Source organism: Pseudomonas sp. A (assembly GCF_056270345.1).
Genome location: NZ_CM149873.1, coordinates 4,741,483 through 4,765,176, shown reverse-complemented (window position 1 = coordinate 4,765,176; position 23,694 = coordinate 4,741,483). Strand labels below are relative to the sequence as shown.

Annotated in this window: 20 protein-coding genes; 15 read left to right on the top strand and 5 right to left on the bottom strand. The window is 64.8% G+C overall.

Annotated elements, in window-relative coordinates; genetic code table 11:
- Positions 1-157 precede the first annotated feature (157 nt).
- The 3 genes from AC0MAZ_RS21355 to AC0MAZ_RS21345 all read left to right on the top strand — a co-directional run bounded on the left by AC0MAZ_RS21355 (position 158) and on the right by AC0MAZ_RS21345 (position 3,789).
- The gene (locus AC0MAZ_RS21355; protein ID WP_254463787.1) at positions 158-841 is read left to right on the top strand and encodes a response regulator; all 684 of its coding nucleotides are present in this window, start codon (positions 158-160) and stop codon (positions 839-841) included.
- Positions 838-2,160, top strand: a complete 1,323-nt coding sequence (locus tag AC0MAZ_RS21350) for an ATP-binding protein (RefSeq protein ID WP_475859086.1) — start codon at positions 838-840, stop codon at positions 2,158-2,160. Before AC0MAZ_RS21355 ends, AC0MAZ_RS21350 begins: the two co-directional genes overlap by 4 nt.
- Positions 2,161-2,388: 228 nt before the next feature.
- Positions 2,389-3,789, top strand: a complete 1,401-nt coding sequence (locus AC0MAZ_RS21345) for a diaminobutyrate--2-oxoglutarate transaminase (RefSeq protein ID WP_475859084.1) — start codon at positions 2,389-2,391, stop codon at positions 3,787-3,789.
- 168 nt (positions 3,790-3,957) lie between these two features.
- Here the strand turns inward: AC0MAZ_RS21345 and AC0MAZ_RS21340 are convergent, their stop codons facing one another.
- Positions 3,958-4,890, bottom strand: coding sequence for a siderophore-interacting protein (locus AC0MAZ_RS21340; protein ID WP_267812853.1), 933 nt, complete (start codon positions 4,888-4,890; stop codon positions 3,958-3,960).
- Positions 4,891-5,025: 135 nt separating this feature from the next.
- Between AC0MAZ_RS21340 and pvdP the strand changes: the two genes are divergently transcribed.
- Positions 5,026-6,648 carry a pyoverdine maturation tyrosinase PvdP gene (pvdP, locus tag AC0MAZ_RS21335; RefSeq protein WP_232856750.1) on the top strand — a complete coding sequence of 541 codons (1,623 nt, stop codon included), beginning with the start codon at positions 5,026-5,028 and terminating at the stop codon, positions 6,646-6,648.
- A 92-nt stretch (positions 6,649-6,740) separates the two neighbouring features.
- On the opposite strand, the gene AC0MAZ_RS21330 is transcribed toward pvdP, so the two are convergent.
- From AC0MAZ_RS21330 to AC0MAZ_RS21320, 3 genes are read right to left on the bottom strand one after another with little or no spacing between them, the layout of a single operon-like run.
- Positions 6,741-8,144 carry an efflux transporter outer membrane subunit gene (locus tag AC0MAZ_RS21330; protein ID WP_475859083.1) on the bottom strand — a complete coding sequence of 468 codons (1,404 nt, stop codon included), beginning with the start codon at positions 8,142-8,144 and terminating at the stop codon, positions 6,741-6,743.
- Between the two features lie 3 nt (positions 8,145-8,147).
- Entirely contained in the window at positions 8,148-10,109 is a 1,962-nt protein-coding gene (locus AC0MAZ_RS21325; RefSeq protein WP_475859082.1) for a MacB family efflux pump subunit, read from the bottom strand.
- Position 10,110: 1 nt separating this feature from the next.
- Positions 10,111-11,289 (bottom strand): efflux RND transporter periplasmic adaptor subunit, encoded by a 1,179-nt coding sequence (locus tag AC0MAZ_RS21320; protein WP_475859081.1) that lies wholly within the window; start codon positions 11,287-11,289, stop codon positions 10,111-10,113.
- Positions 11,290-11,505: 216 nt separating this feature from the next.
- Between AC0MAZ_RS21320 and AC0MAZ_RS21315 the strand changes: the two genes are divergently transcribed.
- From AC0MAZ_RS21315 to AC0MAZ_RS21290, 6 genes are all read left to right on the top strand, one after another.
- The gene (locus AC0MAZ_RS21315) at positions 11,506-11,982 is read left to right on the top strand and encodes a sigma-70 family RNA polymerase sigma factor (protein ID WP_186732870.1); all 477 of its coding nucleotides are present in this window, start codon (positions 11,506-11,508) and stop codon (positions 11,980-11,982) included.
- A 172-nt stretch (positions 11,983-12,154) separates the two neighbouring features.
- Positions 12,155-12,640, top strand: a complete 486-nt coding sequence (locus AC0MAZ_RS21310) for a histidine kinase (protein ID WP_232856744.1) — start codon at positions 12,155-12,157, stop codon at positions 12,638-12,640.
- A gap of 53 nt (positions 12,641-12,693) precedes the next feature.
- Positions 12,694-14,019, top strand: a complete 1,326-nt coding sequence (locus AC0MAZ_RS21305; protein WP_232856743.1) for an MFS transporter — start codon at positions 12,694-12,696, stop codon at positions 14,017-14,019.
- Positions 14,020-14,113: 94 nt separating this feature from the next.
- Positions 14,114-14,410: a type II toxin-antitoxin system MqsR family toxin gene (locus tag AC0MAZ_RS21300; protein ID WP_203651799.1), complete on the top strand. Its 297-nt coding sequence runs from the start codon at positions 14,114-14,116 to the stop codon at positions 14,408-14,410.
- Between the two features lies 1 nt (position 14,411).
- Positions 14,412-14,813, top strand: coding sequence for a type II toxin-antitoxin system MqsA family antitoxin (locus AC0MAZ_RS21295; protein WP_203651800.1), 402 nt, complete (start codon positions 14,412-14,414; stop codon positions 14,811-14,813).
- A 149-nt stretch (positions 14,814-14,962) separates the two neighbouring features.
- Positions 14,963-16,612 (top strand): hypothetical protein, encoded by a 1,650-nt coding sequence (locus AC0MAZ_RS21290; RefSeq protein ID WP_232856741.1) that lies wholly within the window; start codon positions 14,963-14,965, stop codon positions 16,610-16,612.
- A 63-nt stretch (positions 16,613-16,675) separates the two neighbouring features.
- Here the strand turns inward: AC0MAZ_RS21290 and AC0MAZ_RS21285 are convergent, their stop codons facing one another.
- On the bottom strand, positions 16,676-18,340 hold the full coding sequence (locus AC0MAZ_RS21285) for an electron transfer flavoprotein-ubiquinone oxidoreductase (RefSeq protein ID WP_203651802.1): 1,665 nt from the start codon (positions 18,338-18,340) through the stop codon (positions 16,676-16,678).
- Positions 18,341-18,882: 542 nt separating this feature from the next.
- On the opposite strand from AC0MAZ_RS21285, the gene AC0MAZ_RS21280 reads away from it, so the two are divergent.
- The 5 genes from AC0MAZ_RS21280 (at position 18,883) to AC0MAZ_RS21260 (ending at position 22,640) form a co-directional block, all read left to right on the top strand.
- Entirely contained in the window at positions 18,883-19,632 is a 750-nt protein-coding gene (locus AC0MAZ_RS21280; protein WP_102683119.1) for an electron transfer flavoprotein subunit beta/FixA family protein, read from the top strand.
- Entirely contained in the window at positions 19,633-20,562 is a 930-nt protein-coding gene (locus AC0MAZ_RS21275) for an electron transfer flavoprotein subunit alpha/FixB family protein (RefSeq protein WP_028692906.1), read from the top strand. It begins immediately after the preceding gene.
- Between the two features lie 87 nt (positions 20,563-20,649).
- Positions 20,650-21,471, top strand: coding sequence for a substrate-binding periplasmic protein (locus AC0MAZ_RS21270; protein WP_232856739.1), 822 nt, complete (start codon positions 20,650-20,652; stop codon positions 21,469-21,471).
- Positions 21,472-21,480: 9 nt separating this feature from the next.
- Positions 21,481-21,834, top strand: coding sequence for a DUF4398 domain-containing protein (locus tag AC0MAZ_RS21265; protein ID WP_203651804.1), 354 nt, complete (start codon positions 21,481-21,483; stop codon positions 21,832-21,834).
- Positions 21,831-22,640, top strand: a complete 810-nt coding sequence (locus AC0MAZ_RS21260; RefSeq protein WP_203651805.1) for an OmpA family protein — start codon at positions 21,831-21,833, stop codon at positions 22,638-22,640. Before AC0MAZ_RS21265 ends, AC0MAZ_RS21260 begins: the two co-directional genes overlap by 4 nt.
- Positions 22,641-23,694: the final 1,054 nt, after the last annotated feature.

Sequence of the window (23,694 nt, the reverse complement as noted above, 5' to 3'; positions counted from 1 at the left end):
GCCCGCGCGGCGCTCGGTCTCACAGGCGTAGCAAGGGCTGCGTCTGGCCCTGTTCGCCTCGATGCTATCAGCCCGACGAACATCTCCAAACCCGTTCATAATCCCCCCTTAATCGCCACCCTGTGCAATGCCAGCTTCCCCACCCAGGAGATCCCTTATGCACGTTCTGCTCTGCGAGGACGACGACCTGATCGCCAGCGGCATCTGCGCCGGCCTTTCGGCCCAGGGCCTGACCGTGGACCGGGTGGCCAGCGCCTCGCAGGCCCGGCAGATGCTCGGGACCGCGAAGTTCGACGTGATGATCCTCGACCTGGGCCTGCCCGACGAGGACGGCCTCAAACTGCTGCGCCGCCTGCGCCAGCAGGGCGAGACCCTGCCGGTGCTGGTGCTCACTGCCCGCGACGCGGTCACCGACCGGGTCGACGGCCTGCAGGCTGGCGCCGACGACTACCTGCTCAAGCCCTTCGACCTGCGCGAACTGGCCGCCCGCCTGCACACCCTGCTGCGCCGTGTGGCCGGGCGGGCGGTGAACGTCATCGAGCACGGCCCGCTGCGCTACGACCCCAGCAGTTGCGCGGCGACCCTGGCCGGCCAGGCGGTGGACCTGTCGCGCCGTGAGCAGGCGTTGCTTCAGGCCTTGCTGCAGAACCCGGGGCGTGTGCTGTCCAGCGAGCAGCTCAAGGACTGCGTCTACGGTTTCAGCGACGAGGTCGAAAGCAATGCGTTGAACGTGCATATCCACCACCTGCGGCGCAAACTGGGCAACAGCATCGTCGAGACCGTACGCGGCCTTGGCTACCGCCTGGGGCCGGCCCAGGCACCGGAGGAGCGCGCGTCATGAGCCTGCGGGTTCGCCTTTCACTGATCCTCGGCAGTGTGTTCATCGTCATCTGGGCGCTGGCGGCTGCCTGGATGCTGCGCGACCTGCGCCAGCAGATGATGTTTTCCCTCGACCAGCGCCTGGTGGCGTCGGCGCGCATGGTCGCGGGGCTGATCGACCAGTTGCCGCAACCGTTGACCGCCAAGGGCCAGGACGCGCACTTTTCCGCCGACCAGTTCAGCGTGCCGGACGGCATGGCCTGCCAGGTCAGCTCGCTGCGTGGCGAGATCCTCGCCAGCAACCACAAGCACGACGGCGCCATGGACGACGAGCGCAGCGGCTTCCGTGACCAGACCATCGATGGCGCCTCCTGGCGCACCTTCACCTACAACCATGGCGATGTGCGCATCACCACCGCCGACCGCCACCAGGAGCGCGAGGCGCTGAACCAGTCAATCCTGCTGGCGGCCTCGGCGCCGGTGCTGATGGCCTTGCTGGGCAGCCTGGGGCTGTTGTGGATCGGTCTGGGCAAGGGGCTGGAGCCGCTCAATCGCATGCGTGACGCCTTGCGCAGGCGTCGCGCCGACAGCGTCGAGCCGTTGCAGGTGGCCGGCCTGCCCAGCGAGCTGCAACCTTTGCTCGACACCCAGAACCAGCTGTTCCTGCGCATCGCCCAGACCATCGAGCGCGAACGTCGCCTGACCGACGATGCCGCACACGAACTGCGCAGCCCGCTGACCGCCATCAAGACCCACCTGCAGGTGGCGCGGATGACCGACGGCGCCGTGCGCGAACAAGCGCTGGAGCACGCCGAGCAGGGTACTGATCGCATGCACCGCACGCTGGAGCAGTTGCTGATGCTGGCGCGAGTCGAGGGCAGCCTGTCGTTCGACGATGGCGTGCAGTGCAGTGCCGAGCAGGTCGCCCGGCAGGCCATCGAGGACGCCGGCGGCGGTGACAACCGGCGCATCCATCTGCGTTTGCCCGAGGCCGCGGCCAAGGTCTACCTGAGCATGCCGGCGCCGCTGGCGGTAGCGGCGCTACGCAACCTGCTGGACAACGCCCTGCGCCATGGTGGCGATGCCGTCGTGGAGCTGGAGGTACAGGCGCAGGACGGGCAGGTGGATTTCCTGGTGCGCGATCATGGGCCGGGGATTGCCCAGGAAGATCTCGAGCACCTGACCGAACGCTTCTGGCGTAACGGCCAGAGCGGTGGCTGTGGGCTGGGGCTGGCGATCGTCCAGGCGATCGTCCAGCGTTGCGCTGGCAACCTGCGGTTCGACAGTCGGGCCGATGGTTTGCGGGTAAGCCTGCAGGTGCCGGCGCGTTCGGGGAGTTGAGTTCGGCGTTGTACCCATCGCGGGGCAAGCCCGCTCCCACGCAGCTTGGCGCATGAGCCCGTGGGAGCGGGCTTGCCCCGCGATGCAGGTCGTACATCCACAACAAATCACACGACAACCGCTAAATCCGCACCTCGCTGAAGCGTTTTTCAAACGATAAGAACCCGACACACATCCGGTTACAGGGCGCGTGGCGGGCACATTCGCTTGCTTGCGAGGGATTTTCCGATGTCGACCGCTTCCAGCCTTGCCCAGGTGCTGCCGGCCACCACGCCGCGCCCCCTGTACGAATTCGAGGATTCGCCCCTGCTGTTGCGCCAGCAGCAGCAGGAGTCCAACGCCCGCAGCTACCCGCGGCGCATCCCCCTGGCGCTCAAACGCGCCCGTGGCCTGTACGTCGAGGACGTCGAGGGCCGCCAGTTCATCGACTGCCTGGCCGGCGCTGGTACCCTGGCCCTGGGGCACAACCATCCGGTGGTGATCGACGCGATCCAGCGCGTGCTGGCCGATGAGTTGCCGCTGCACACCCTGGACCTGACCACGCCGGTCAAGGATCAGTTCGTCCAGGACCTGTTCGGTCTGCTGCCTGAAGGTTTGCGCGGGGAGGCGAAGATCCAGTTCTGCGGCCCGACCGGTACCGACGCGGTCGAAGCGGCGCTCAAACTGGTGCGCACGGTCACCGGGCGCAGCACCGTGCTGGCGTTCCAGGGGGCCTACCATGGCATGACCCAGGGCGCGCTGAGCCTGATGGGCAGCCTGGGACCGAAAAAACCGCTCGGCGCACTGTTGAACAATGGCGTGCAGTTCCTGCCGTATCCCTATGACTACCGCTGCCCGTTCGGCCTTGGCGGCGAGGCGGGCGTGCGCGCCAACCTGCACTACCTGGAAAACCTGCTGTGCGATCCGGAGGCCGGCGTGGCGCTGCCGGCGGCGGTGATCGTCGAGGTGGTGCAGGGCGAAGGCGGCGTGATTCCCGCCGATATCGAATGGCTGCGCGGGCTGCGTCGGATCACCGAGCAGGCCGGGGTGGCGCTGATCGTCGACGAGATCCAGAGCGGCTTCGCCCGCACCGGCAAGATGTTCGCCTTCGAGCACGCCGGTATCGTGCCCGACGTGGTCACCCTGTCCAAGGCCATCGGCGGCAGCCTGCCACTGGCGGTGATGGTCTACCGCGACTGGCTCGACCAATGGTCGCCGGGCGCCCATGCCGGCACCTTCCGTGGCAACCAGATGGCCATGGCCGCAGGCTCCGCGGTGATGAAGTACCTGGTGGAGCACCGCCTGTGCGAGCACGCCGAGGCCATGGGCGAGCGTCTGCGCGGGCATCTGCAACGGTTGCAGCAGGACTATCCGCAGCTTGGCGACATCCGTGGCCGTGGCCTGATGCTGGGCGTGGAGCTGGTGGATCCGACGGGCAAGCGTGACGTCCAGGGGCACCCGCCGGCCTGCCGCAAGCTGGCGCCGAAGGTACAGCGCGAATGCCTGCGCCGTGGCCTGATCCTCGAATTGGGCGGCCGCCACGGTGCGGTGGTGCGCTTCCTGCCGCCGCTGATCATCAGTGCCGAGCAGGTCGATGAGGTGGCGGCAAGGTTTGCCGAGGCCGTCGCGGCGGCGGTATTGGCTGGCTGAGACTCCCAGGCCGGACGCAAACCCTGTGTAGGAGCGGCCTTGCCGAGGCGTCGGACCGACCGGAAAGGGCTGCGAAGCGGCCCCGACGATCTTTGCATTAACGCTGAAATCCTGGGGCCGCTACGCGGCCCTTTCGCGGCGCAAGGCCGCTCCTACAGGACGCAGGTACTAGTCGAAGGTGCGTCCGGCACGCCAGTAGCCCATCAGCGTCAGGCTTTCCCTCGGCAATCCGCGTTCCTTGATCAGATGCCGGCGGATATCCATGACGGTCCCCGATTCCCCGGCGATCCAGGCATGGAAGTCGCCATGCTCGCCGCTGGCCTGTTCCCACAGGATACGCTCGTCTATATCCACGTCCTCCAGCTCGACCGTCGACGCACCGCGCACCGCCGGCAGGCTGGCCAGCTCGCGCACGGCGTGCTGCATGCCCTGGCCGTGCTCGCTGCGCAGCAGGTCGCGCGGCAGCCAGTGCAGGCGGGTGGCCGGGCTGTGGCGCAGGTCGAGGCAGTCGGCCTCCAGCGGCACTTCGATGAATGCCTCCACCAGCAGTTCCGGCGCGCTCGCGGCCAACTGCTCGAGGATGCCGGCGATGGCCGGCAGGGCGGTTTCATCACCGATCAGCAGGATGCGCCGGGCACTGTGCGGTGGCTTCCACTCATAGCCGCCGGGGTCTTCGGCGTAGGCCAGGTTGGGGGCGACCATCTGCAGGCGGTCACCCGGGCGGGCGTGGGTGGCCCAGGCCGAGGCCGGGCCATTGACGCCGTGCAGGACGAAGTCCACATCCACCTCGAGGGCATCGCGGCGCAGGGCGCGAATGGTGTAGGTGCGCATGGGTGGCATGTCCTGCGCTGCCAGCTCGCGCCGGGCCTGTTGCCATTGCTCGTGCTTGGGCAGGCTCGGCGGCGCTCCGGCGGGCGTCGGGAATAGCAGCTTGACGCGTTGGTCGGGGGCCAGGGTGGTCATCTGCGCCACGTCCTCGCCGGTGAAGATGAAGCGGCTCAGCGAAGGACTCAAGGGTTCGATGGCCTTGAGGTCGAGGTCGAAGACCCGGTAGGGCGTGGCCTTGACCGGTTGGGTCAGGCGATCGAGCAGGGAGGTCATGGCTATGCCTCTGTCAGCGGGAGATACCCAACAGACGAGCGCGCCGGTTGGTTAATTAGAAGGCTAAATTTCCCCGGTCCGCCTACGTCCTAGCTTGGATAGAAGTCGCGGCACGCGAAGACGGATTGAGGCGCAATGACAATTTCCCGACGAGGATTCATCGCTGGCCTGGCTGTGGCGGGCGCCACAGGCACGGCGGCCTATTACGCGCACAAGCAACTGACCCACGACCCTGAAGACGATATCGTCACGCCCGGCGAAGCCAGCGTGGAGCTGGCCGACTATGCCGGGCAGGTCCTGGCGGACCAGCTGCGCGGCGTTTGGGAGATTCGCTTCGACGGTGCCGAGCGTGGCCTGGACGGCCTGCCCGTGCAGGGGGTCGAGATGTTCCTCGACGTTGCCACCAAGGGCCGTGGCCTGCGCGGATATGTCGATACCGGCGAGGGGCTGCGTGGCGTCGCGGAGCCTGCCTACCGTGTGCTCGGTGACCTGGTCGGTGCCAGCAGCGCCGAGGTGCGTTGGCGCCTGGTCAACCAGCACGGCGGGCCGGGTTATGAGTGCGTGGCCAGCCTCGATGAGGTCTGGGCCGAGTTTGCCAACGCCGGCAGCGGTACGTTGAGCGGCCGCGTGCAGCGCCTGGACCGGCCACTGACCCTGCCGCTGCCTGACAGCCGTTTTGTCGCGGTCAAGCGGCTGTTCCCCGAGGCCCGCGAGCGTCTGCCGTATACCCCCGAAATGCGCGAGTGGGTGATCGGCGCTGAACATCGCCTGTTCCACCAGCTCTGGCACGCCACCCGCGACAAATGGCACAAGCTGCCGGAGAAAAAGCAGGATGCCCTGCGTGGCCTGGGCTGGCAGCCGGGGCCACGGGACCGTGAGCGCGATGCCCGTGGCCCGCGCAAGCACCGCAATGGCTCCGGTATCGATTTCCTGTTCATGCACCGGCACATGTTGATGTATGCCCGCACCTTGCAGGACCTGCCTTCCTGGCAGCGCTTCCCGCTGCCGCAGCCGAGCGTCGAGTTCGATCGGGCAGGTTTCGCCCGCTACTTCGACAACCACGACGGCTGCTGCGTGCCGCCAGGCTGGCAGGCCCCGGGCGATGACGCCTATGGGCAGTGGGTCGGGGCGATCAAGGCAGGGGAAACCTATTGCAGCAATTTCCAGGTGTGGGAGTCGCAGTACCAGGACCCGGTGTACCTGTCGAAACTGACCCTGGGCGCCTTTGGCTCGGAACTGGAGATGAACCTGCACGACTGGCTGCACATGTGCTGGGCATCGGTGCCGCGCGACCCCAACAATGGCGCACCGGTACCGTTCGCCCGTGACCAGGCGGATTTCGCCGCGCGCTGGTTCGAGCCTGAGAACGACTTCCTCGGTGATCCGTTCTCATCCCATGTGCACCCAGTGTTCTGGGGCTTCCATGGCTGGATCGACGACCGTATCGACGACTGGTTCCGCGCCCATGAGCGCCACCACCCCGGTCAGGTGCGACGTCTGGAAGTCAATGGCGTGCCGTGGTTCGCCCCGGGGCGCTGGGTGGAGGTCGACGACCCCTGGCTGGGGCCGGACACGCATGGCTGCAGCACGCAGCCAGGCATGCGTCTGGGCAAGTCGGTGGAGATGGATGTGGAGACCATGAAGCTCGCCTTGCGCATCACCTTCGGCGCCGACGACAAGATCGAAAACCTGTTGCGCAAGGTGCCGCAACGGCCTTGGTATGCGCGGCACCTGTCAATGAAGAATATTGTCTCCTGAAGCGCCCCTGTAGGAGCGGGCTTGCCCCGCGAAAGCGCCAGACCTGAAAGCATCGTTGTCTGGTCTGGCGCTTTCGCGGGGCAAGCCCGCTCCTACAGGTTTTGCGGCGCCTGCCAGCCTCCGCCCAGTGCCTTGTACAACGCCACGCTCCCGCGCAACTGCTCCAGGCGCAGCTGCGCCTGCTGGTCCTGGGCCAGGTACAGCGTGCGCTGGGTCTCGAGTACGGTGAGCAGGGTCTCGGCACCGGCGGCGTAGCGTTGCTGGGCCAGGTCGAAGGCGATGCGCGCCTGTTCCACTTCCTGGTCCTGCCAGCGGCGCTGGCGCTCCACGCCGGCGATGGCATTCAGGGCTTTCTCCACATCCGAGAACCCGGCCAGGATGCTGGCGCGGTACAGCTCCAGCAACTCCTGCTGTTCGGCGCTGGCCACGTCCCGGGCGGCACTCAGCCGACCGTTGTTGAAGATCGGCGCGGTGAGGCCGGCGGTGAGGGTGTAGTAGGGGCTGTCGAAGATGTTGGGCAAGGTCCGGGCGCCACTGCCCAGGTCCGCTCCCAGTATCAGACGCGGCAGCATCGCCGCCCGGGCCACCTGGATATTGGCGCTGGCCGCCGCCAGGCGGGCCTCGGCGGCGGCGATGTCCGGGCGGCGGCCGAGCAGTTCGCTGGGCACGCCGCTGCCGATGGCCGGCCACTGCACGTTGCCGATGGTTTCGCGGGTGGCGGGCAGCGCCTGCACCGGATCGCCCAGTAGGGTGGCAAGGACGATGCGATTGTCCTGGCGGCGCTGTTCGAGCAGCGGCAGCTGGCGCTCCTGGGCGGCTACCAGGCTGCGCTGCTGGGCCAGTTCCAGGCGGGTGGCCGAGCCCGAGCGTTCGCGGGCTTCGACCAGGCCCAGCACATCGCGGGCGTTGTCCAGGTTCAAGTGGGCGATGCGCAGTTGCTCGTCGAATGCCAGGCCCTGCAGGTAGCTGTCGGCCACGGCGCTGACCAGGGTCAGTTCCACGGTCTGGCGGTCGAAGTGGCTGGCGTCGAGGCTGCGCAGGGCGCTGTCGCGGGTGGCGCGCAGGCCGCCCCAGAAGTCGATCTCGTAGCTGGCGCTCAGGCGGGTGCCGAACGAGGTGCTGGTGCGTTCGCTGCTGCTGGCGTCGAGCTGGCTGTTGCCGTCGCCGCGCAACAGGCGCTGGCGGCTGCCGTTCAGACCCAGCTTCACCTCGGGCAACAGCGGTGCACCGGCGATCACCGCGCTGGCCTGCGCTTTGCGCACCCGCGCGGCGGCCGCCGCCAGGTCGTGACTGTTCAGGCGGGCGCGTTCGACCAGACGGTCCAGCTCGGCGCTGGCAAAGGCGCGCCACCATTGGCTGTCGGGCAGGGACTGGGCCGTGGTTGGCCCTTGCCAGGCGGGGGGTGTGTCGATGTTCGCCGCCGGTGGGGGCGGGCTGCTGCAGGCGGCCAGGCAAAGGCTCAGGGTCAACAGGCTGATGCGGCTGGGGATCGTCATGAACTATTCGCTGGTAAGGGCCTTGACCGGGTCGAGGCGGGCGGCCTTGCGGGCCGGCATGAAACCGAACACCACGCCGGTGATCACGGCGCAGGCGAAGGCGCCGAGGATGGCGGGCAGGGCGAAGGCCACGGCGATGTCGGCCAGCAGCAGGCTGGCGCCGATGGCCAGGGCCAGGACAATGCCGGTCACCCCGCCGACCATCGACAGCATCACCGCCTCGGTGAGGAACTGGCGCAGGATGTCGCGCTGGCGTGCGCCGGTGGCCATGCGGATGCCGATCTCGCGGGTGCGTTCGCGCACGGTCATGAGCATGATGTTCATCACGCCGATGCCGCCGACCAGCAGCGAGATCGCGGCGATCGCCCCGAGCATCAGCGACAGGCTGTTCTGGGTGCGGGCCTCGGCCTGGATCAGTGCGGCGTCGTTGGTCAGGACGAAATCGTACTTGCCCTGGTGACGCTGCAACATGAGGCGTTCGATCGCCTGCTCGGTTTCCTTCACGCGGCTGGAATCCTGGGCGGCGATGGTGACGTACTCCGGATCGCGGCTGCCAAACAGGCGGATGGAGGCGGCGGAGTAGGGCACCACCACGCGCTCGTCGCTGTCTTCGCTGCCGGAGCTGGCGCCCTTGCCCTGAAGCACACCGATCACCTGGAACGGCACGTTGCCGATCAGCAGGTACTGACCGAGCGGGTTGCTCCCCACGCCAAACATCTTCTCGCGCACCTTCTGGCCGATCACGGCCACGGCGGCGGCGTTGGCTTCGTCGGCCTCGCTGTAGAAGCTGCCTTCGACCACCGGCCAGTTGAAGATCTCGGGGAACCCGGTGTTGTTGCCGCCGACATAGAACTGCTCGCCCTTGTTGCCGTGGCGCACCATGAGCTTGTCGCCGATGACCGGCATGACGCGCTTGACCTGCGGCAGTTCGCGGATGGCGTCGACATCGTCAAGGGTGACGATGCCCATCAGTTCCTCGGAGGAGTGCTTGCCGTTGAGGTAGAGGATATTCGAGCCGAAGGCGGCCATCTGCGCCATGACCTGGCGCTTGCTGCCTTCGCCGACCGCCAGCATCACCACCACCGAGGCCACCCCGATGATGATGCCGAGCAGGGTAAGGGCGGTACGGAAGCGGTTGATCCACATCACCCGCCAGGCGGCCTGCAGGGACTCGACCAGCTCGCCCTTCCAGGCGCCGCGCTGGGTGGCGCCGAAGTCCAGGCGCTGGCGCAGGTCGTCGGCCTGCACCTGCCGGGACGGTGCATCGACCGAGGAAGGGGTGGCCGAATCGCTGACTACCTCGCCGTCGCGCACCTCGATGATCCGCTGGGCGCGGGCCGCGACTTCACGGTCATGGGTGATGAGGATGATCACATGGCCCTGGCTGGCCAGTTCGTCGAGCAGGGTCATCACCTCGGCGCCGCTTTGGCTGTCGAGTGCGCCGGTGGGCTCGTCGGCGAGGATGATGTGCCCGCCGTTCATCAGCGCGCGGGCGATCGACACCCGCTGCTGCTGGCCGCCGGACAACTGGTGCGGACGGTTGCCGGTGCGGCTGGCCAGGCCCAGGCGTTCGAGCAGGGCGTGGGCGCGGGCATGGCGTTCGGCGGGCTGAGTGCCGGCGTAGATGGCCGGCATCTCGACGTTCTCCTGGGCCGAGCCCGAGGGGATCAGATGATAGCCCTGGAACACGAAGCCGAAGGCTTCGCGGCGCAGCCAGGCCAGCTCGTCGCTGTCCAGCTCGGCCACGTCCCGACCGGCAAAGCGGTAGCTGCCCGAGGTGGGGCGGTCGAGGCAGCCGAGGATGTTCATCAGGGTCGACTTGCCGGAGCCCGAGGCGCCGACGATGGCGACGAATTCTCCGGGGTGGATGCTCAGGCTGATGCCGCGCAGCACCTCGACCCTGGGCGAATCGACACCGCCGTAGACCTTGCGGATGTCGCACAGCTCGATCAGGGGCGTGGACATATCAACCCCCACTGGCGGCGGGTAGGCCGATGACCAGGCGCTCACCTTCGTTCAGGCCCTCGAGGATCTGCACCCGCAGGCGGTCACTCAAGCCGGTGCGGACCTGGCGCGCCTCGATCTGGCCCTTGTTGTTCAGCACCTGTGCCATACGCACACCGTCGCCGGGGGTGTCGTCGAGCGCGGCCAGGGGTGCGCTGAGCACCTGGCTGGCCTGGCCGGCGACGAAGAACACCTGGGTGGTCATCTCCGCCATCAGGGCGCCGTCGGGGTTGTCCACGTCCAGCAGCACGGTGTACTGGACCACCTTGGTGCCAGTGGTGCCGGCCGTGGCGCTGGCCGGGCTGCCCCCGCCCTGGCTGGATTGGTCCAGCGGCTTGGGCGGCACCGGCAGGATCTGCCGGACGGTGCTGGTCCAGCGCCGCTTGCCGCCGGCCAGGGTGTTGAAGTAGGCGGTCATGCCCGGTTTGACCTTGCCGATGTCGGCTTCGGACACCTGGGCCCATACGGTCATCGGCGACAGCTTGGCGATGCGCAGGATCAGCGGTGTCTGCTGCTGGGCGTTGAGGGTCTGGCCCTCGCGGGCGTCCACCGCCACCACGGTGCCGCTCATGGGCGCATAGATCCGCGTGTAGCCCAGCTCCGCTTCGTCGCTGCGAAGGCTGGCCTGGGCCTGGCGGATCTGCGCCAGGTACATGTCGATGCGGGCCTGGGTCACCTTCAACTGCGCCGCGGCCGTTTGCAGGTCTTCCTGGCGGCTGGCGCCGGTGGCGGCCAGATCCTGCTGGCGCTTGTACTGCTGCTGGGCGAGCAGGTACTGCGCCCGTTGTTCGGCCAGCTGGGCCTTGAGGTTCTCGATCGAGAAGCGTCCGGCATCGAGCTTGGCTTGTTGTGTTGACGGATCGATTTCAACCAGCAGTTGGCCCTGACGCACCTCGTCGCCGGCTTCCACATGCAGCTTGCGGATCTGCCCCGAGGCCTGGGCGCCGACATCGACATAGCGGCGTGGTTGCAGGGTGCCCAGGGCAGTGACGCTGCTCTCGATATCGGCGCGGGTCACTGGCACGGTGCTGACCGGTGCGCCGCCCAGAGGCAGGGCCTGCCAGGCCACCAGGCTGCCGAGGCCGGCCAGGCCCAAGGCGCCGATCAGCACTCGGCGGCGGGTATTGGATGTGCGTGTCATGCGGGCTTCCAGCCGGAGATAGTGGCCGAGTGCCGCGACGGGGCATGCGCTCGGGGGTCCCAGTTAAACGAATGATCTCGATGACGATTTAGCGCAGCGCGGGGGTGGTCTGCGTGTTGCTGCGAATAATTATAATTTGTAAGATCGCACGCTGACATCATCCAGAACACTGCCCCTGACTACCAACGCTTGAGCAGGGAGACGCCAGGTGCCGTCGTGGAACATTACTATCGCGAATTGGTGAGCTTCCTGTCCGCCCGACTCGGTAATCGCCAGGCGGCCGAAGACGTCGCCCACGATGCCTACATCCGGGTGTTGGAGCGCACGGAGGGCGAGCATATCGAGCATCCACGCGCCTTCCTTTATCGCACGGCCATGAATCTCGTGGTCGATCATCATCGTCGACATCTGGTGCGTCAGGCCGAGCCGCTGGAGGTACTGGACAGCGATGAGCGCTGGCATACCCCTGCTCTGACGCAGAGCATGCAGCTCGACCAGCGCCTGGCGCTGATGCAGCAAGCCCTGGGCGAACTGAGCGGGCCTTGCCGCGACAGCTTCCTGCTGCGCAAGCTCGATGGCCTGTCGCATCAGCAGATCGCCGAGCGCCTGGGTATTTCCCGCAGCCTGGTGGAAAAGCATATTGTCAATGCCATGAAGCATTGCCGCGTACGCATGCGCCAGTGGGAGTCCTGAGCGAGCCGTCCGTGGAATGTGAAAATTCCGTGAGTTGGCGACTTGATTTCTCCCGGGTTCACGACAACTATCAATAAAGACCCCCCGCTCAGGCGTCCCGTCTGACGTTGCCGTTGCCGGCGCAGTATGGTCATGGAGCCACCGTCACCACCCAACTGCCCAGGTTCGGACGATGCCTAACAAATCCATGCGCATCCTCATCGCCGATGAGCACCCCGGCCAGCGCCTGCAGCTGGAGAAGATGCTCAATGGCCTGGGTTATTACCGGATCGCCCCGGTGGAGAGTTTCGACGACCTGCAGCGCCTGGTGCACAGTGCCCTGGAACCCTTCAACCTGCTGGTGGGCAACATCGAGCTGGCCAGCCATGCCGGGGTCGACCTGGCGCGTTTTTGCCGGGTCAGCTCGCAGATCCAGCACGCGCTGCTGTACCACTCGCCACACCTGAAAGTGCCCGCTGTACCGCCCAACGATCGCCACGCCGTCAGCATCAGCCTGCCCCATGCCCCCGACAGCGAGGCACTGGAATCCTTCATGGCAATCATCGATATGCCGGTGCTGGTCGGGCAGTTGCCGCTGCCGCCGGGGCTGGCGGGGGCGTCGAACCATGCCCGGCGGCGCACCAACCTCGCGCAGACGGTGTTCTGTCGTAACCCCTGAGCAGGGGGTGGATTTGCTATCCTCTGGCCTTTTGCCTCGTTGCGGAAGCTGCCATGACTGCCATCGATACCACCCGTCCGCCACGGTTCAGCCGTCGCGATCACCGGACCCTGGGGCTGGCCGCGCTGGGTGGCGCCCTGGAAATCTACGATTTCATCATCTTCGTGTTCTTCGCGCTGACCCTCAGCCAGCTGTTCTTCCCGCCTGAAATGCCGGAGTGGCTGCGCCTGCTGCAGAGCTTCGGGATCTTCGTCACCGGCTACCTGGCCAGGCCGCTGGGTGGCATCCTCATGGCCCATTTCGCCGACCACCTGGGGCGCAAGCGGGTGTTCAGCCTGAGCATCCTGATGATGGCGCTGCCGTGCCTGCTGATCGGGGTGATGCCGACCTACGCCGACATTGGCTACGCCGCGCCGCTGATCCTGCTGGCCCTGCGCATCCTGCAGGGTGCGGCGGTTGGCGGTGAGGTACCCAGCGCCTGGACCTTCGTCGCCGAACATGCGCCGTCAGGTCGTCGCGGTTATGCGCTGGGCTTCCTGCAGGCCGGGCTGACCTTCGGCTACCTGCTCGGTGCGCTGACCGCGACCTTGCTGGCGCAGCTGTTCACGCCCCAGGAGATCCTCGATTACGCCTGGCGCTATCCTTTCCTGCTTGGCGGCGTGTTTGGCGTGATCGGTGTCTGGCTGCGTCGCTGGCTGAGTGAAACCCCGGTGTTCCTGGCCCTGCGGGCGCAGCAGGAGCAACCGGTGGCCTTCCCCCTGCGACGGGTGCTGGGCACTCATCGACGGGCCTTGATTCCAGCGGCGCTGCTGACCTGTGTGCTGACCTCGGCGGTAGTGGTGCTGGTGGTGATTACCCCGACCGTGATGCAACAGCGGTTCGGCATGACAGCCGGGCACACCTTCGCCCTGAGCAGCGTGGGTATCGTCTTCCTCAATATTGGCTGCGTGCTGGCCGGCTTGCTGGTGGACCGTATCGGTGCCTGGCGGGCGCTGATGCTCTACTGCCTGCTGCTGCCGTTGGGCATCGGCGCCTTGTACGCCAGCCTGGTGGGCCAGTGGGGGCAGCTCTGGGCGGCCTATGCATTGGCTGGCCTGTCCTGTGGCGTGGTAGGGGTGGTGCCGTCGGTGATGGTCGGGCTGTTCCCGGCCGAGATCCGGGTGTCGGGCATCTCCTTCACCTACAACGTCGCCTACGCCCTGTGGGCCAGCACCACGCCGCTGGCGCTGATTGCCCTGATGCCCTGGAGCCCATGGGTGTGTGTCGGTTTTTGTCTGGTCATGGGCATGGTCGGATTGCTGACGGCGCTCTATTTCGGACGCCGCGAGCCGTTGGAGTTCGCTGCGCAGCCGCTGGCGCTCATGTGCGGTGACAAATGAGGCGGTAATGACTGCTGGGCAGTGAGGCAGACTTCCGGGTGGGGGTTATTAAAATAACCTATTGGCCAAGAATAACCTTAAAGGTTAATTTCTCATGGAAAAGAGAACGCCGCACTGCCCGCTGGAAAGGGTGCGAATGTTGATGAGCCAGGGCCGGGTCAGGCCCACCCGGACAGCTATCCAGGACTGTGATGCGCTCGGGCTGAGCCCTCGCCAGATGCTTGAAGTCGTTCGAGGCTTGTCGGCACACGATTTCTACAAAAGCATGACGACCTATCACGATCATCGGATCTGGCAGGATGTCTATCGTCCCCGAACCGTCTTTGGCGATCTCTACATCAAGCTGACGGTGGTCGATGACGTGCTGATCGTGTCATTCAAGGAGCGTTGAAATGAAGTGTCCCGTGTGTGGTGGTGCTGAGCTGGTCGCCCAGGCTCAGGACATGCCTTATCGATACAATGGCCATTCGACGGTGATCCGCGATGTCTTCGGCGATTATTGCCCTGTTTGCGGCGAGGCGGTGCTGAGCATGGCTGAAGCTGAGCGCCTCGGTGATCTGATGCTGGCCTTCAAGCGACAGGTCAATGCCGCCGCTGTCGACCCTGCCTTCATTGCCAGCGTTCGGCGCAAATTCGACCTCGATCAGCGTGAGGCGGGCGAAATCTTTGGCGGCGGGGTCAATGCCTTTTCCCGTTACGAGAACGGCAAGACCCAACCACCGGTCGCACTGATCAAGCTGTTCAAGCTCCTGGATCGTCATCCGGAACTGTTCGAGGAAGTCAGGACTGCCTGATGCGTCCAGGCAGTCAACAGGTCCTACAGGCAGGGTAGGGATTTTGAGCGTCGGCAGCTCTGCACCCCTACAGCGCCTTCGAGGTTGTGCACGTAATTTCGACTGATCGTTGACGGACCCTTCCGTTCATACAGTCAGGAGAAATATGCATGTCCAGTTTCAACATCACCTGGATGACGCGGGCCCAGCTGCCTGCGTTTCCGCCACAGATGAGCTTTTCGGCTGCCAATCCCGCCAGCACGAAACCGGATGATCAGGCCAGGACTCCGGTTATCCGCTGGGGCCGTAGCCTGGCCTGCGTGCTGGAGTCCCGTCACCACCACGACCAGGCCTGGGTGGTAGTCTACGGTGATGGCAAGCAATTGACCGGCGTACACCCGCTGCATGACTTTCGCCATATCAGCCGTATCCAGCTGGCCGCCAACAGCCATGCCGTACTGTTGACCGACAGTGCGCAGCGCCAGCAAACGGTCGAATTCATCCAGCTGAAGGCACTGGATGGCAGTGGTGGTGCCGGGGACCCCGTGAACGGCCTACCCAGCGGTATCCCGTTCATGCTTACCAATGGTCGTGATTACCTGATGGCGGACGAGGAGGGCGTGTGCCTCGCCGTGAACCCGGATCCCAAGGCCATGCAATGGCTCTACAGGGACGGGCAACTGGTCAATGTCACCACCGGGCAGGCCTTGGGGCTCGGGATCTGCGGCAAGGCGAGCGCAGCCTCGGGAGATCGCTGGCGGCTGTCTTCCAAGGGCGAGCTTCTCTATGGCGACGGCACCCGTACCTTGTGCAGTGCTCCGATTTCGGGTGAGGTCTGGCTGCAGCGACGAAGCGAGGTGCTGCCTTCCGACGCCTGGCGGGTGCAACTGCCCCAGCTCCCCCGCCGGGGGCAGGCGCCGAGCATGGTCGTAGACAAACTGAGCGTGTGCCTCGCTGTCTCTGCCGACTACAGTGCCGGAACAGGCGATACCCTTTCGTTCTCGATCAATGGCAGCGAGCACCGCCAGCCGTTGGCCGGCAACTTCGAGCGTGGGGCGCACTTCAAGGTCGAGGTCGACCTGGCCAAGATGTTCCAGCGCAGCGTGATCTATGCCGATGAGCTGCGCTCGGTCGAGATCTACCAGGCCAGTGCCGGGGGGTACGGTCCGGCCTGGAAGATGCAGTCGCTGGACCTGAAGGTCAATGACCAGCTGAACAACCGCGTGGTAGGGAGCGACAACCGCTGGATCGAGGCCAGGGACGGCGTGGCATGGCAAGGCCGGGTGAACTGGCTGGACTGGCGCAAGGCCGATATCTCGGCGCCCCTGGACTTTGCCGGCTACACCTACCCGGTGCAGTTGCAGCAATGGCTGATCGACGTGCTGAAATGGCGCAGCTATCAGCCTGAAACCCTCGATGGCGTCTGCCAATTGATCGGCGAGGAGCGCGGCCAGATACTGGCGTATGAGCTCAAGAGCGGCAGATTGACCTATCTGCGCCCCAATACTGCCCAGGATGCCTACACCTGGGTCTATACCCCGCAGAAAAGCATTCTGGTCAAATACTGGGACCAGTCCCTCGATCGCACAAGTTATACCCGGCACAGTCAGCTTGGCGGCGGTCAGCCGGTGGTGTGCGCCGGAGAAATGCGCATCGACCGCAAGACCACCAGCAATGCGGTGAGCGACATCCTTGGTCTGGTCAATGATGCCTCCGGGCACTACAAGCCCGATGGCGGGCAGTGCCTGGGGCATGTCCTGGAGCGGCTCGAACAACTGGGGCTGGACACCACGCACACCGTGGTTTCGTACAAGGGATAGCGACCATGAAAAAGCCCCCGGGTCTCACGACCAGGGGGCTTTTGCTTGCCGCCAGGGCAGGGCTTACATGTTCGGGTAGTTCGGCCCGCCGGCGCCTTCAGGGGTGACCCAGGTGATGTTCTGGGCCGGATCCTTGATGTCGCAGGTCTTGCAGTGCACGCAGTTCTGCGCGTTGATCTGGAAGCGCTTGTTGCCGTCTTCCTGGGTGACCACTTCGTACACGCCGGCCGGGCAGTAGCGCTGTGCTGGTTCGTCGTACAGCGGCAGGTTGCTGGCGATCGGGATGTTCGGGTCGGTCAGCTTCAGGTGGCAGGGTTGTTCCTCTTCATGGTTGGTGCTGGAGAGGAATACCGAGCTGAGCTTGTCGAAGCTGAGCTTGCCGTCCGGTTTCGGGTAGTCGATCTTCTGCGAGTCCGCCGCGAGCTTGAGGCAGGCGTAGTCCGGCTTGGTGTCATGCAGGGTGAACGGCAGCTTGCCGCCGAACCAGTTCTGGTCGATGTAGTTGAACGCACCACCGAGCAACGGGCCGAACTTGTGCAGCGCCGGGCCGAAGTTGCGGCTGGCGAACAGCTCTTCATGCAGCCAGCTGGCCTTGAAGGCGCTGACATAGCCGTTGAGCTGGTCACCGCCTTCGCTGCCGGCGATCAATGCGTCGGCCACGGCTTCGGCGGCGAGCATGCCGGACTTCATCGCGGTGTGGCTGCCCTTGATCTTGGAGAAGTTCAGGGTGCCCAGGTCGCAGCCGATCAGCGCGCCGCCATTGAAGACCATCTTCGGCAGCGAGTTCAGGCCGCCCTTGCAGATGGCGCGGGCGCCGTAGCTGATGCGCTTGCCGCCTTCGAGGTACTGGGCCATCACCGGGTGGTGCTTCAGGCGCTGGAACTCGTCGAACGGTGACAGGTACGCGTTGGAGTAGGACAGGTCGACGATCAGGCCGACCACCACCTGGTTGTTTTCCAGGTGATAAAGGAAGGAGCCGCCGGTGTTCTCGGCGCTCATCACGTCCAGCGGCCAGCCGGCGGTATGCACCACCAGGCCCTGCTCGTGCTTGGCCGGGTCGATTTCCCAGATTTCCTTGAGACCGATGCCGTAGTGCTGGACGTCGGACTCGTTGTCCAGGTCGAAGCGCTTGATCAGCTGCTTGCCGATATGGCCACGGCAGCCTTCGGCGAACAGGGTGTACTTGGCGCGCAGCTCCATGCCCGGGGTGTACAGGCCTTCTTTTGGCTGGCCTTCGCGGTCGACACCCAGGTCGCCGGTGACGATGCCACGCACCACGCCGTTTTCATCGAACAGTGCCTCTTGCGCGGCGAAGCCCGGGTAGATCTCGACGCCCAGGTTCTCGGCCTGCTGGGCCAGCCAGCGGCACAGGTTGCCCAGGGAGATGATGTAGTTGCCGTGGTTGTGCATGGTCTTGGGCACGAACAGGTCGGGGACCTTGGTCGAGCTGTCGGCACTTTTCAGCACGTAGATGTCGTCGCGCTTCACTTCGGTGTTCAGCGGCGCGCCGAGTTCTTTCCAGTCGGGGAACAGTTCGTTCAGGGCGCGTGGTTCGAACACCGCGCCGGAGAGGATGTGGGCGCCGACTTCGGAGCCTTTCTCGACCACGCAGACGCTGATCTCGCTACCGGCTTCGGCGGCCTTCTGCTTCAGGCGGCAGGCGGCGGACAGGCCCGCCGGGCCTGCGCCGACGATGACCACGTCGAATTCCATGTATTCGCGTTCCACAGGTTCTCTCCTACTCAAGGCTCATCGCGTTGCTTGTCTTTTATGGGTGTTCACGGTCACGTGCGGCGTGCAGAGGCTGTAGCTTCGCAGGTGATGGACTACACCGTTTTGTCTTGGCCGCGCATTATATCTACACCACTTGGCGGGTCCAATACAAACGTTTGTTTGAATTTGCCGGAGGCCCGTAGAATCGCAGGTAGGCGGCTGGAGGCTGGCCAATTTGCCGTATTGACCGGATTGGGTGTTACGGTCAAGATACGAGCGCTTTCGCGTTCGCCGTAGGCTGACCGTCGGGCGCAGGTGCACCCCTAAAGACCAGGCGTGGAGCAGGGTTTACGGGCCGAATCAGGTTTTGTAGTGGAGTCTACACGCCACGACACAAAATGACCCGCGGGTTTTGTCCCTGAAGGTCGCAACAAGACTGATCGGTCAACTGAACTTTGTCGGCGTCGGAACGTTTTTAGAGGTGCCCTTGTACCCACGCGCATTCGCCGGGCCGTCCCCAGGCGATCTTCTTTTCACCGGAGAGTAACGAGGAATCCATGAAGGTTCTTGTAGCTGTCAAACGAGTGGTCGACTACAACGTCAAGGTTCGCGTCAAGGCGGACAACTCCGGCGTCGACCTTGCAAACGTCAAGATGTCCATGAACCCCTTCTGCGAAATCGCCGTGGAAGAAGCCGTCCGCCTGAAAGAGAAGGGTGTGGCGAGCGAAATCGTCGTCGTCTCCATCGGCCCGACCGCCGCCCAGGAGCAACTGCGTACCGCCCTGGCCCTGGGTGCCGACCGCGCCATCCTGGTCGAGGCCGCTGACGAACTGAACTCCCTGGCCGTGGCCAAGGCGCTGAAAGCCGTTGTCGACAAGGAGCAGCCGCAGCTGGTCATCCTCGGCAAGCAGGCCATCGACAGCGACAACAACCAGACCGGCCAGATGCTGGCCGCGCTGACCGGTTACGCCCAGGGCACCTTTGCCTCCAAGGTCGAAGTTGCCGGCGACAAGGTCAACGTCACCCGTGAAATCGACGGCGGCCTGCAGACCGTTGCGCTGAACCTGCCAGCCATCGTCACCACCGACCTGCGCCTGAACGAGCCGCGCTACGCGTCGCTGCCGAACATCATGAAGGCCAAGAAGAAGCCGCTGGAGACCGTCACTCCAGACGCGCTGGGCGTATCCCTCGCCTCCACCACCAAGACCCTGAAGGTCGAAGCGCCTGCCGCCCGCAGCGCCGGTATCAAGGTCAAGTCGGTGGCCGAACTGGTCGAGAAGCTGAAGAACGAAGCGAAGGTAATCTAAATGACTATCCTGGTTGTCGCTGAACACGAAAACGGTGCCGTAGCCCCGGCCACCCTGAACACTGTCGCCGCTGCCGCCAAGATCGGTGGTGATATCCACGTGCTGGTCGCAGGCCAGAACGTCGGTGGCGTCGCCGAGTCCGCCGCCAAGATCGCCGGCGTGGCCAAGGTGCTGGTCGCCGATAACGCCGCCTACGCCCATGCCCTGCCGGAAAACGTCGCGCCGCTGCTGGTCGAGCTGGCCAAGGGTTACAGCCACGTGCTGGCCCCGGCCACCACCAATGGCAAGAACATCCTGCCGCGCGTTGCCGCGCTGCTGGACGTCGACCAGATCTCCGAGATCATCGCCGTTGAATCCGCCGACACTTTCAAGCGTCCGATCTATGCCGGTAACGCCATTGCCACCGTGCAATCGAGCGCTGCGGTCAAGGTCATCACCGTGCGTACCACCGGCTTCGACGCCGTGGCCGCCGAAGGTGGTTCGGCCGCTGTCGAAGCCGTCGCTGCCGCCCACGACGCCGGCAAGTCGGCCTTCGTTGGCGAAGAGCTGGCCAAGTCCGACCGTCCTGAGCTGACCGCCGCCAAGATCGTCGTTTCCGGTGGTCGCGGCATGGGCAACGGTGACAACTTCAAGCACCTGTACGCCCTGGCCGACAAGCTCGGCGCCGCCGTCGGCGCCTCGCGCGCCGCGGTCGACGCAGGCTTCGTGCCGAACGACATGCAGGTCGGCCAGACCGGCAAGATCGTCGCGCCACAGCTGTACATCGCCGTCGGTATCTCCGGCGCGATCCAGCACCTGGCCGGCATGAAGGACTCGAAAGTGATCGTCGCAATCAACAAGGACGAGGAGGCGCCGATCTTCCAGGTCGCCGACTACGGCCTGGTCGCCGATCTGTTCGAAGCGGTTCCGGAGCTGGAAAAGCTGGTCTGATCCGCCTGCTTCACTTATAAAGAACCCGGCCCGCCCTTGGCGGTCCGGGTTTTTTCATGGATTTTTTCAGGGGCGGGGAGAGGTTGCATGGCGTTTCGCTGGAGCAAGGGGGGGCTGGCCTGCGTGCTGGCGCTGCTGTCGACGCAGGCCCTGGCGGTGGGCAAGTGCGAGCGTCTGGTGGCCACCGGCAGCCCGGATGCGCCGCCGTACTCCTGGCAGGATCCGCAAGACCCGAAACATCTGATCGGCGCCAATGTCGACCTGCTGCGCCAGGTGGCTGCCGAGCTTGGGGTGAAGGTCGAGGTGCTGCACGCCGGCAAGCGCGAGCAGGCTCTGGAGGAGGTGCGCAGCGGGCGCATGGACCTGTTGCTCGACACGCCGATGCAGGTCACCCAGCTGACCAGTCTGGATTACATCCATCCGGCCTTGCAGCTCAACGAATACCTGGTCTGGACCCGCCATGACGCCACCCTGGTGTTCGATGGCCCGGCTGACCTTGCCCAGTACCGCGGCGCCCTGTCCGAGAAGGCCCGCCTGACCCCGGCCTTCGATGCCTTTGCCAGGACCCAGCTCAAGCTGGAGCCGGCGCAGAACCTGACGCAGGCCTTCCAGAAACTGGTGCTCGGCCAGGTCGACTATGTGCTGGCTGGGCGCTACTCGGGCATGGCCATGGCGCAGAGCCTGGGCGTGGGCAACGACCTCATCGCCCGGGGTTTGCCGGTGGATCGTCCGGGGCTGTACCTGGCGGTCTCGCACAACTCGGCGTGCAACGACAGCTGGTTGCGCGGACAACTGGCGAAAAAACTGACAGAATTGCCGATCTCCGGGGCGAGCGAAGCTGTGCTGCAGCGCAATGTCGAGCGTTGGAAGGCGCAGATGCAGGCGTCGCAGGGTGCCCCCAAACAGTAGGAAGCGTGAGTGAGAATCCAACCCTTGATGCTTGCCCTGGCCGTGCTCGGCCTGGTCGGCTGTGCCAACGACCCGGCACCCAATGAACAACTGCGCCTGTCGGAACAGGCCTTGGAGCAGGCCAAGGCGGTCGGCGCCAATGAGCAGGTGCCGGAGTTCAAGTTGGCCGAAGACAAGCTGGCCCGGGCCAAGAGCAACATGCTCGGCGAAAGCCACCGCGATGCGCGCATGCGCGCCGAGCAGGCCGAGCTCGATGCGCGCCTGGCCGAGGCGCGGGTGCTGAACCAGAAGAGCGAGGAGCAGCTGCAGGCGATGCAGTCGCGGATCAAGCGCCTGCGTAAGCAACTGGAGGTGCAGCCATGAAGTCTCTCAAGCCCATGGCGGCCCTGGCCTTGCTGGCCCTGGTCGGTCTGCAGGGCTGCGCCAGCCAGCGCAGCGAGTCGGCACTGGACGATGCCAGTGCTGCGTTCCAGAAGGTCAAGGACGATTCCGACGTGCTGCGTAGCGCGCCTCGCGATGTGATCCGCGCCGGCGAGTCGTTGGCGCGCGCGGAGCGCCTGGCGGGCTATGTCGGCACCGGCAGCGATGTTCGTCATTACGCCTACCTGAGTCAGCGCTACAGCGAGATTGCCAGCGAGCATGCCAAGCTGGCGTTGAACCAGGAGCGCCTGGCCAAGCTCGACCTGGAGCGCCAGCGCCTGCAGTTGGCGCTGCGCGAGGCCAAGCTGGCCAGCGTCCAGCAGCAGGGCAAGTTCGTCGAAGCGCAGATTGTCGCGCTGGCGTCGGAGCAGACCGATCGCGGTCTGGTCATGACCCTGGGCGATGTGCTGTTCGATACCGGCCAGGCTGATCTGAAGAACTCGGCCAGCCGTACTGTATTGAAGCTGGTGCAGTTCCTTCAGCTCAATCCACGGCGCGTGGTGCGGATCGAGGGTTATACCGATAGCACCGGTGCGGCGGAGGAGAACCTGAAACTGTCCCGTGATCGTGCGCAGTCGGTGGCCGATATGCTGGTTGATCTGGGCGTGGACGAGAAGCGGATCCAGGTCGAGGGTTATGGTGACCAGTACCCGGTTGAGGCCAATGCTTCGGAGCGGGGCAGGGCGCAGAATCGTCGGGTCGAGATCGTCTTCTCCGATGACAAGGGTAAGCTCGCGCCAGCGCGTTGAATTCTGTTTTGATTTCGAGCAAGCCCGTTCCTGCAAGAAGTTATACATAACTTGTAGAAGCGGGCTTGCACACGATAGGGTTCATCCAGTCAATTCATAGTCAGTCGGCTAACTACCACTTCGCATTTCTTGATCTTGATCTTGATCTTGATCTTGCTGTTGCTCCTAAGTGCGCAATAGTTCAGGCGCCGCCAATTGCGACTTCAGGAGGCCGAGCGGAGTTCTTGCGAAGGGAGGTGACGGGCATGGATGCCCGTCAAGCGCTGCGCCCCAGGATGGGGCGTTCAGCGCGGTCCTCCCGGGAGCAAGAACGGAGCGAGGGGACCCCGGAGCGAAGCGTAGGGGCCGGATGAATGGAGCGAGGATTTTTTGGTTCCTTTTTGATCCTTCAAAAAGGGACCCGCCGTAAGGGCGGAAAGGTGACTTTGCGTCACCATCGCAAATGAATGCGCATATAACTTTCAAAACTCATGCTCTAAAAGTCAAAGTCAAAGTCAAAGTCAAAGTCAAAGTCAAAGTCAAAGTCAAAGTCAAAGTCAAAGTCAAAGTCAAAGTCAAAGTCAAAGTCAAAGTCAAAGTCAAAGTCAAAGTCAAAGTCAAAGTCGGCTAGTGCTGGTTTTAATAGTTGTAAGTGCATTCATTTGTGATGTCGACGCATAGTCACCTTTTCGCCCTTACGGCGAGTTCCTTTTTGAAGGATCAAAAAGGAACCAAAAAATCCTCGCTCCATTCATCCGGCCCTCCGCTTCGCTCCGGGTCCCCTCACTCCGGCCTTGCTCCCGGGAGGACCGCGCTGCAGGGCCCATCCTGGGCCCCAGCGCTTGACGGGCATCCATGCCCGTCACCTCCCTCCGCAAGGCCTGCGTTCGGCCTCCTGAAGTCGCGAAGGTACGGGCGGCGCCTGGACTGGCGCAGCTGTCGCTAGCTGGGTGTGGCGCTAGACTCTCGATCGGCAACGGCAACGGCAACGGCAACGGCAACGGCAACGGCAACGGCAACGGCAACGGCAACGGCGGGCAGTGTCACCACTCTGTGCGTTCGTCGGCGCGCCGAC

What these genes read in the sequence shown, in the direction of transcription:
- AC0MAZ_RS21280 (WP_102683119.1), top strand. Translation starts at nt 18,883, where the DNA reads ATGAAGGTTCTTGTAGCTGTCAAACGAGTGGTCGACTACAACGTCAAG.
- AC0MAZ_RS21340 (WP_267812853.1), bottom strand. Translation starts at nt 4,890, where the DNA reads ATGACCTCCCTGCTCGATCGCCTGACCCAACCGGTCAAGGCCACGCCC.
- AC0MAZ_RS21275 (WP_028692906.1), top strand. Translation starts at nt 19,633, where the DNA reads ATGACTATCCTGGTTGTCGCTGAACACGAAAACGGTGCCGTAGCCCCG.
- AC0MAZ_RS21325 (WP_475859082.1), bottom strand. Translation starts at nt 10,109, where the DNA reads ATGTCCACGCCCCTGATCGAGCTGTGCGACATCCGCAAGGTCTACGGC.
- AC0MAZ_RS21295 (WP_203651800.1), top strand. Translation starts at nt 14,412, where the DNA reads ATGAAGTGTCCCGTGTGTGGTGGTGCTGAGCTGGTCGCCCAGGCTCAG.
- AC0MAZ_RS21305 (WP_232856743.1), top strand. Translation starts at nt 12,694, where the DNA reads ATGACTGCCATCGATACCACCCGTCCGCCACGGTTCAGCCGTCGCGAT.
- AC0MAZ_RS21310 (WP_232856744.1), top strand. Translation starts at nt 12,155, where the DNA reads ATGCCTAACAAATCCATGCGCATCCTCATCGCCGATGAGCACCCCGGC.
- pvdP (WP_232856750.1), top strand. Translation starts at nt 5,026, where the DNA reads ATGACAATTTCCCGACGAGGATTCATCGCTGGCCTGGCTGTGGCGGGC.
- AC0MAZ_RS21345 (WP_475859084.1), top strand. Translation starts at nt 2,389, where the DNA reads ATGTCGACCGCTTCCAGCCTTGCCCAGGTGCTGCCGGCCACCACGCCG.
- AC0MAZ_RS21350 (WP_475859086.1), top strand. Translation starts at nt 838, where the DNA reads ATGAGCCTGCGGGTTCGCCTTTCACTGATCCTCGGCAGTGTGTTCATC.
- AC0MAZ_RS21290 (WP_232856741.1), top strand. Translation starts at nt 14,963, where the DNA reads ATGTCCAGTTTCAACATCACCTGGATGACGCGGGCCCAGCTGCCTGCG.
- AC0MAZ_RS21300 (WP_203651799.1), top strand. Translation starts at nt 14,114, where the DNA reads ATGGAAAAGAGAACGCCGCACTGCCCGCTGGAAAGGGTGCGAATGTTG.
- AC0MAZ_RS21260 (WP_203651805.1), top strand. Translation starts at nt 21,831, where the DNA reads ATGAAGTCTCTCAAGCCCATGGCGGCCCTGGCCTTGCTGGCCCTGGTC.
- AC0MAZ_RS21270 (WP_232856739.1), top strand. Translation starts at nt 20,650, where the DNA reads ATGGCGTTTCGCTGGAGCAAGGGGGGGCTGGCCTGCGTGCTGGCGCTG.
- AC0MAZ_RS21330 (WP_475859083.1), bottom strand. Translation starts at nt 8,144, where the DNA reads ATGACGATCCCCAGCCGCATCAGCCTGTTGACCCTGAGCCTTTGCCTG.
- AC0MAZ_RS21320 (WP_475859081.1), bottom strand. Translation starts at nt 11,289, where the DNA reads ATGACACGCACATCCAATACCCGCCGCCGAGTGCTGATCGGCGCCTTG.
- AC0MAZ_RS21355 (WP_254463787.1), top strand. Translation starts at nt 158, where the DNA reads ATGCACGTTCTGCTCTGCGAGGACGACGACCTGATCGCCAGCGGCATC.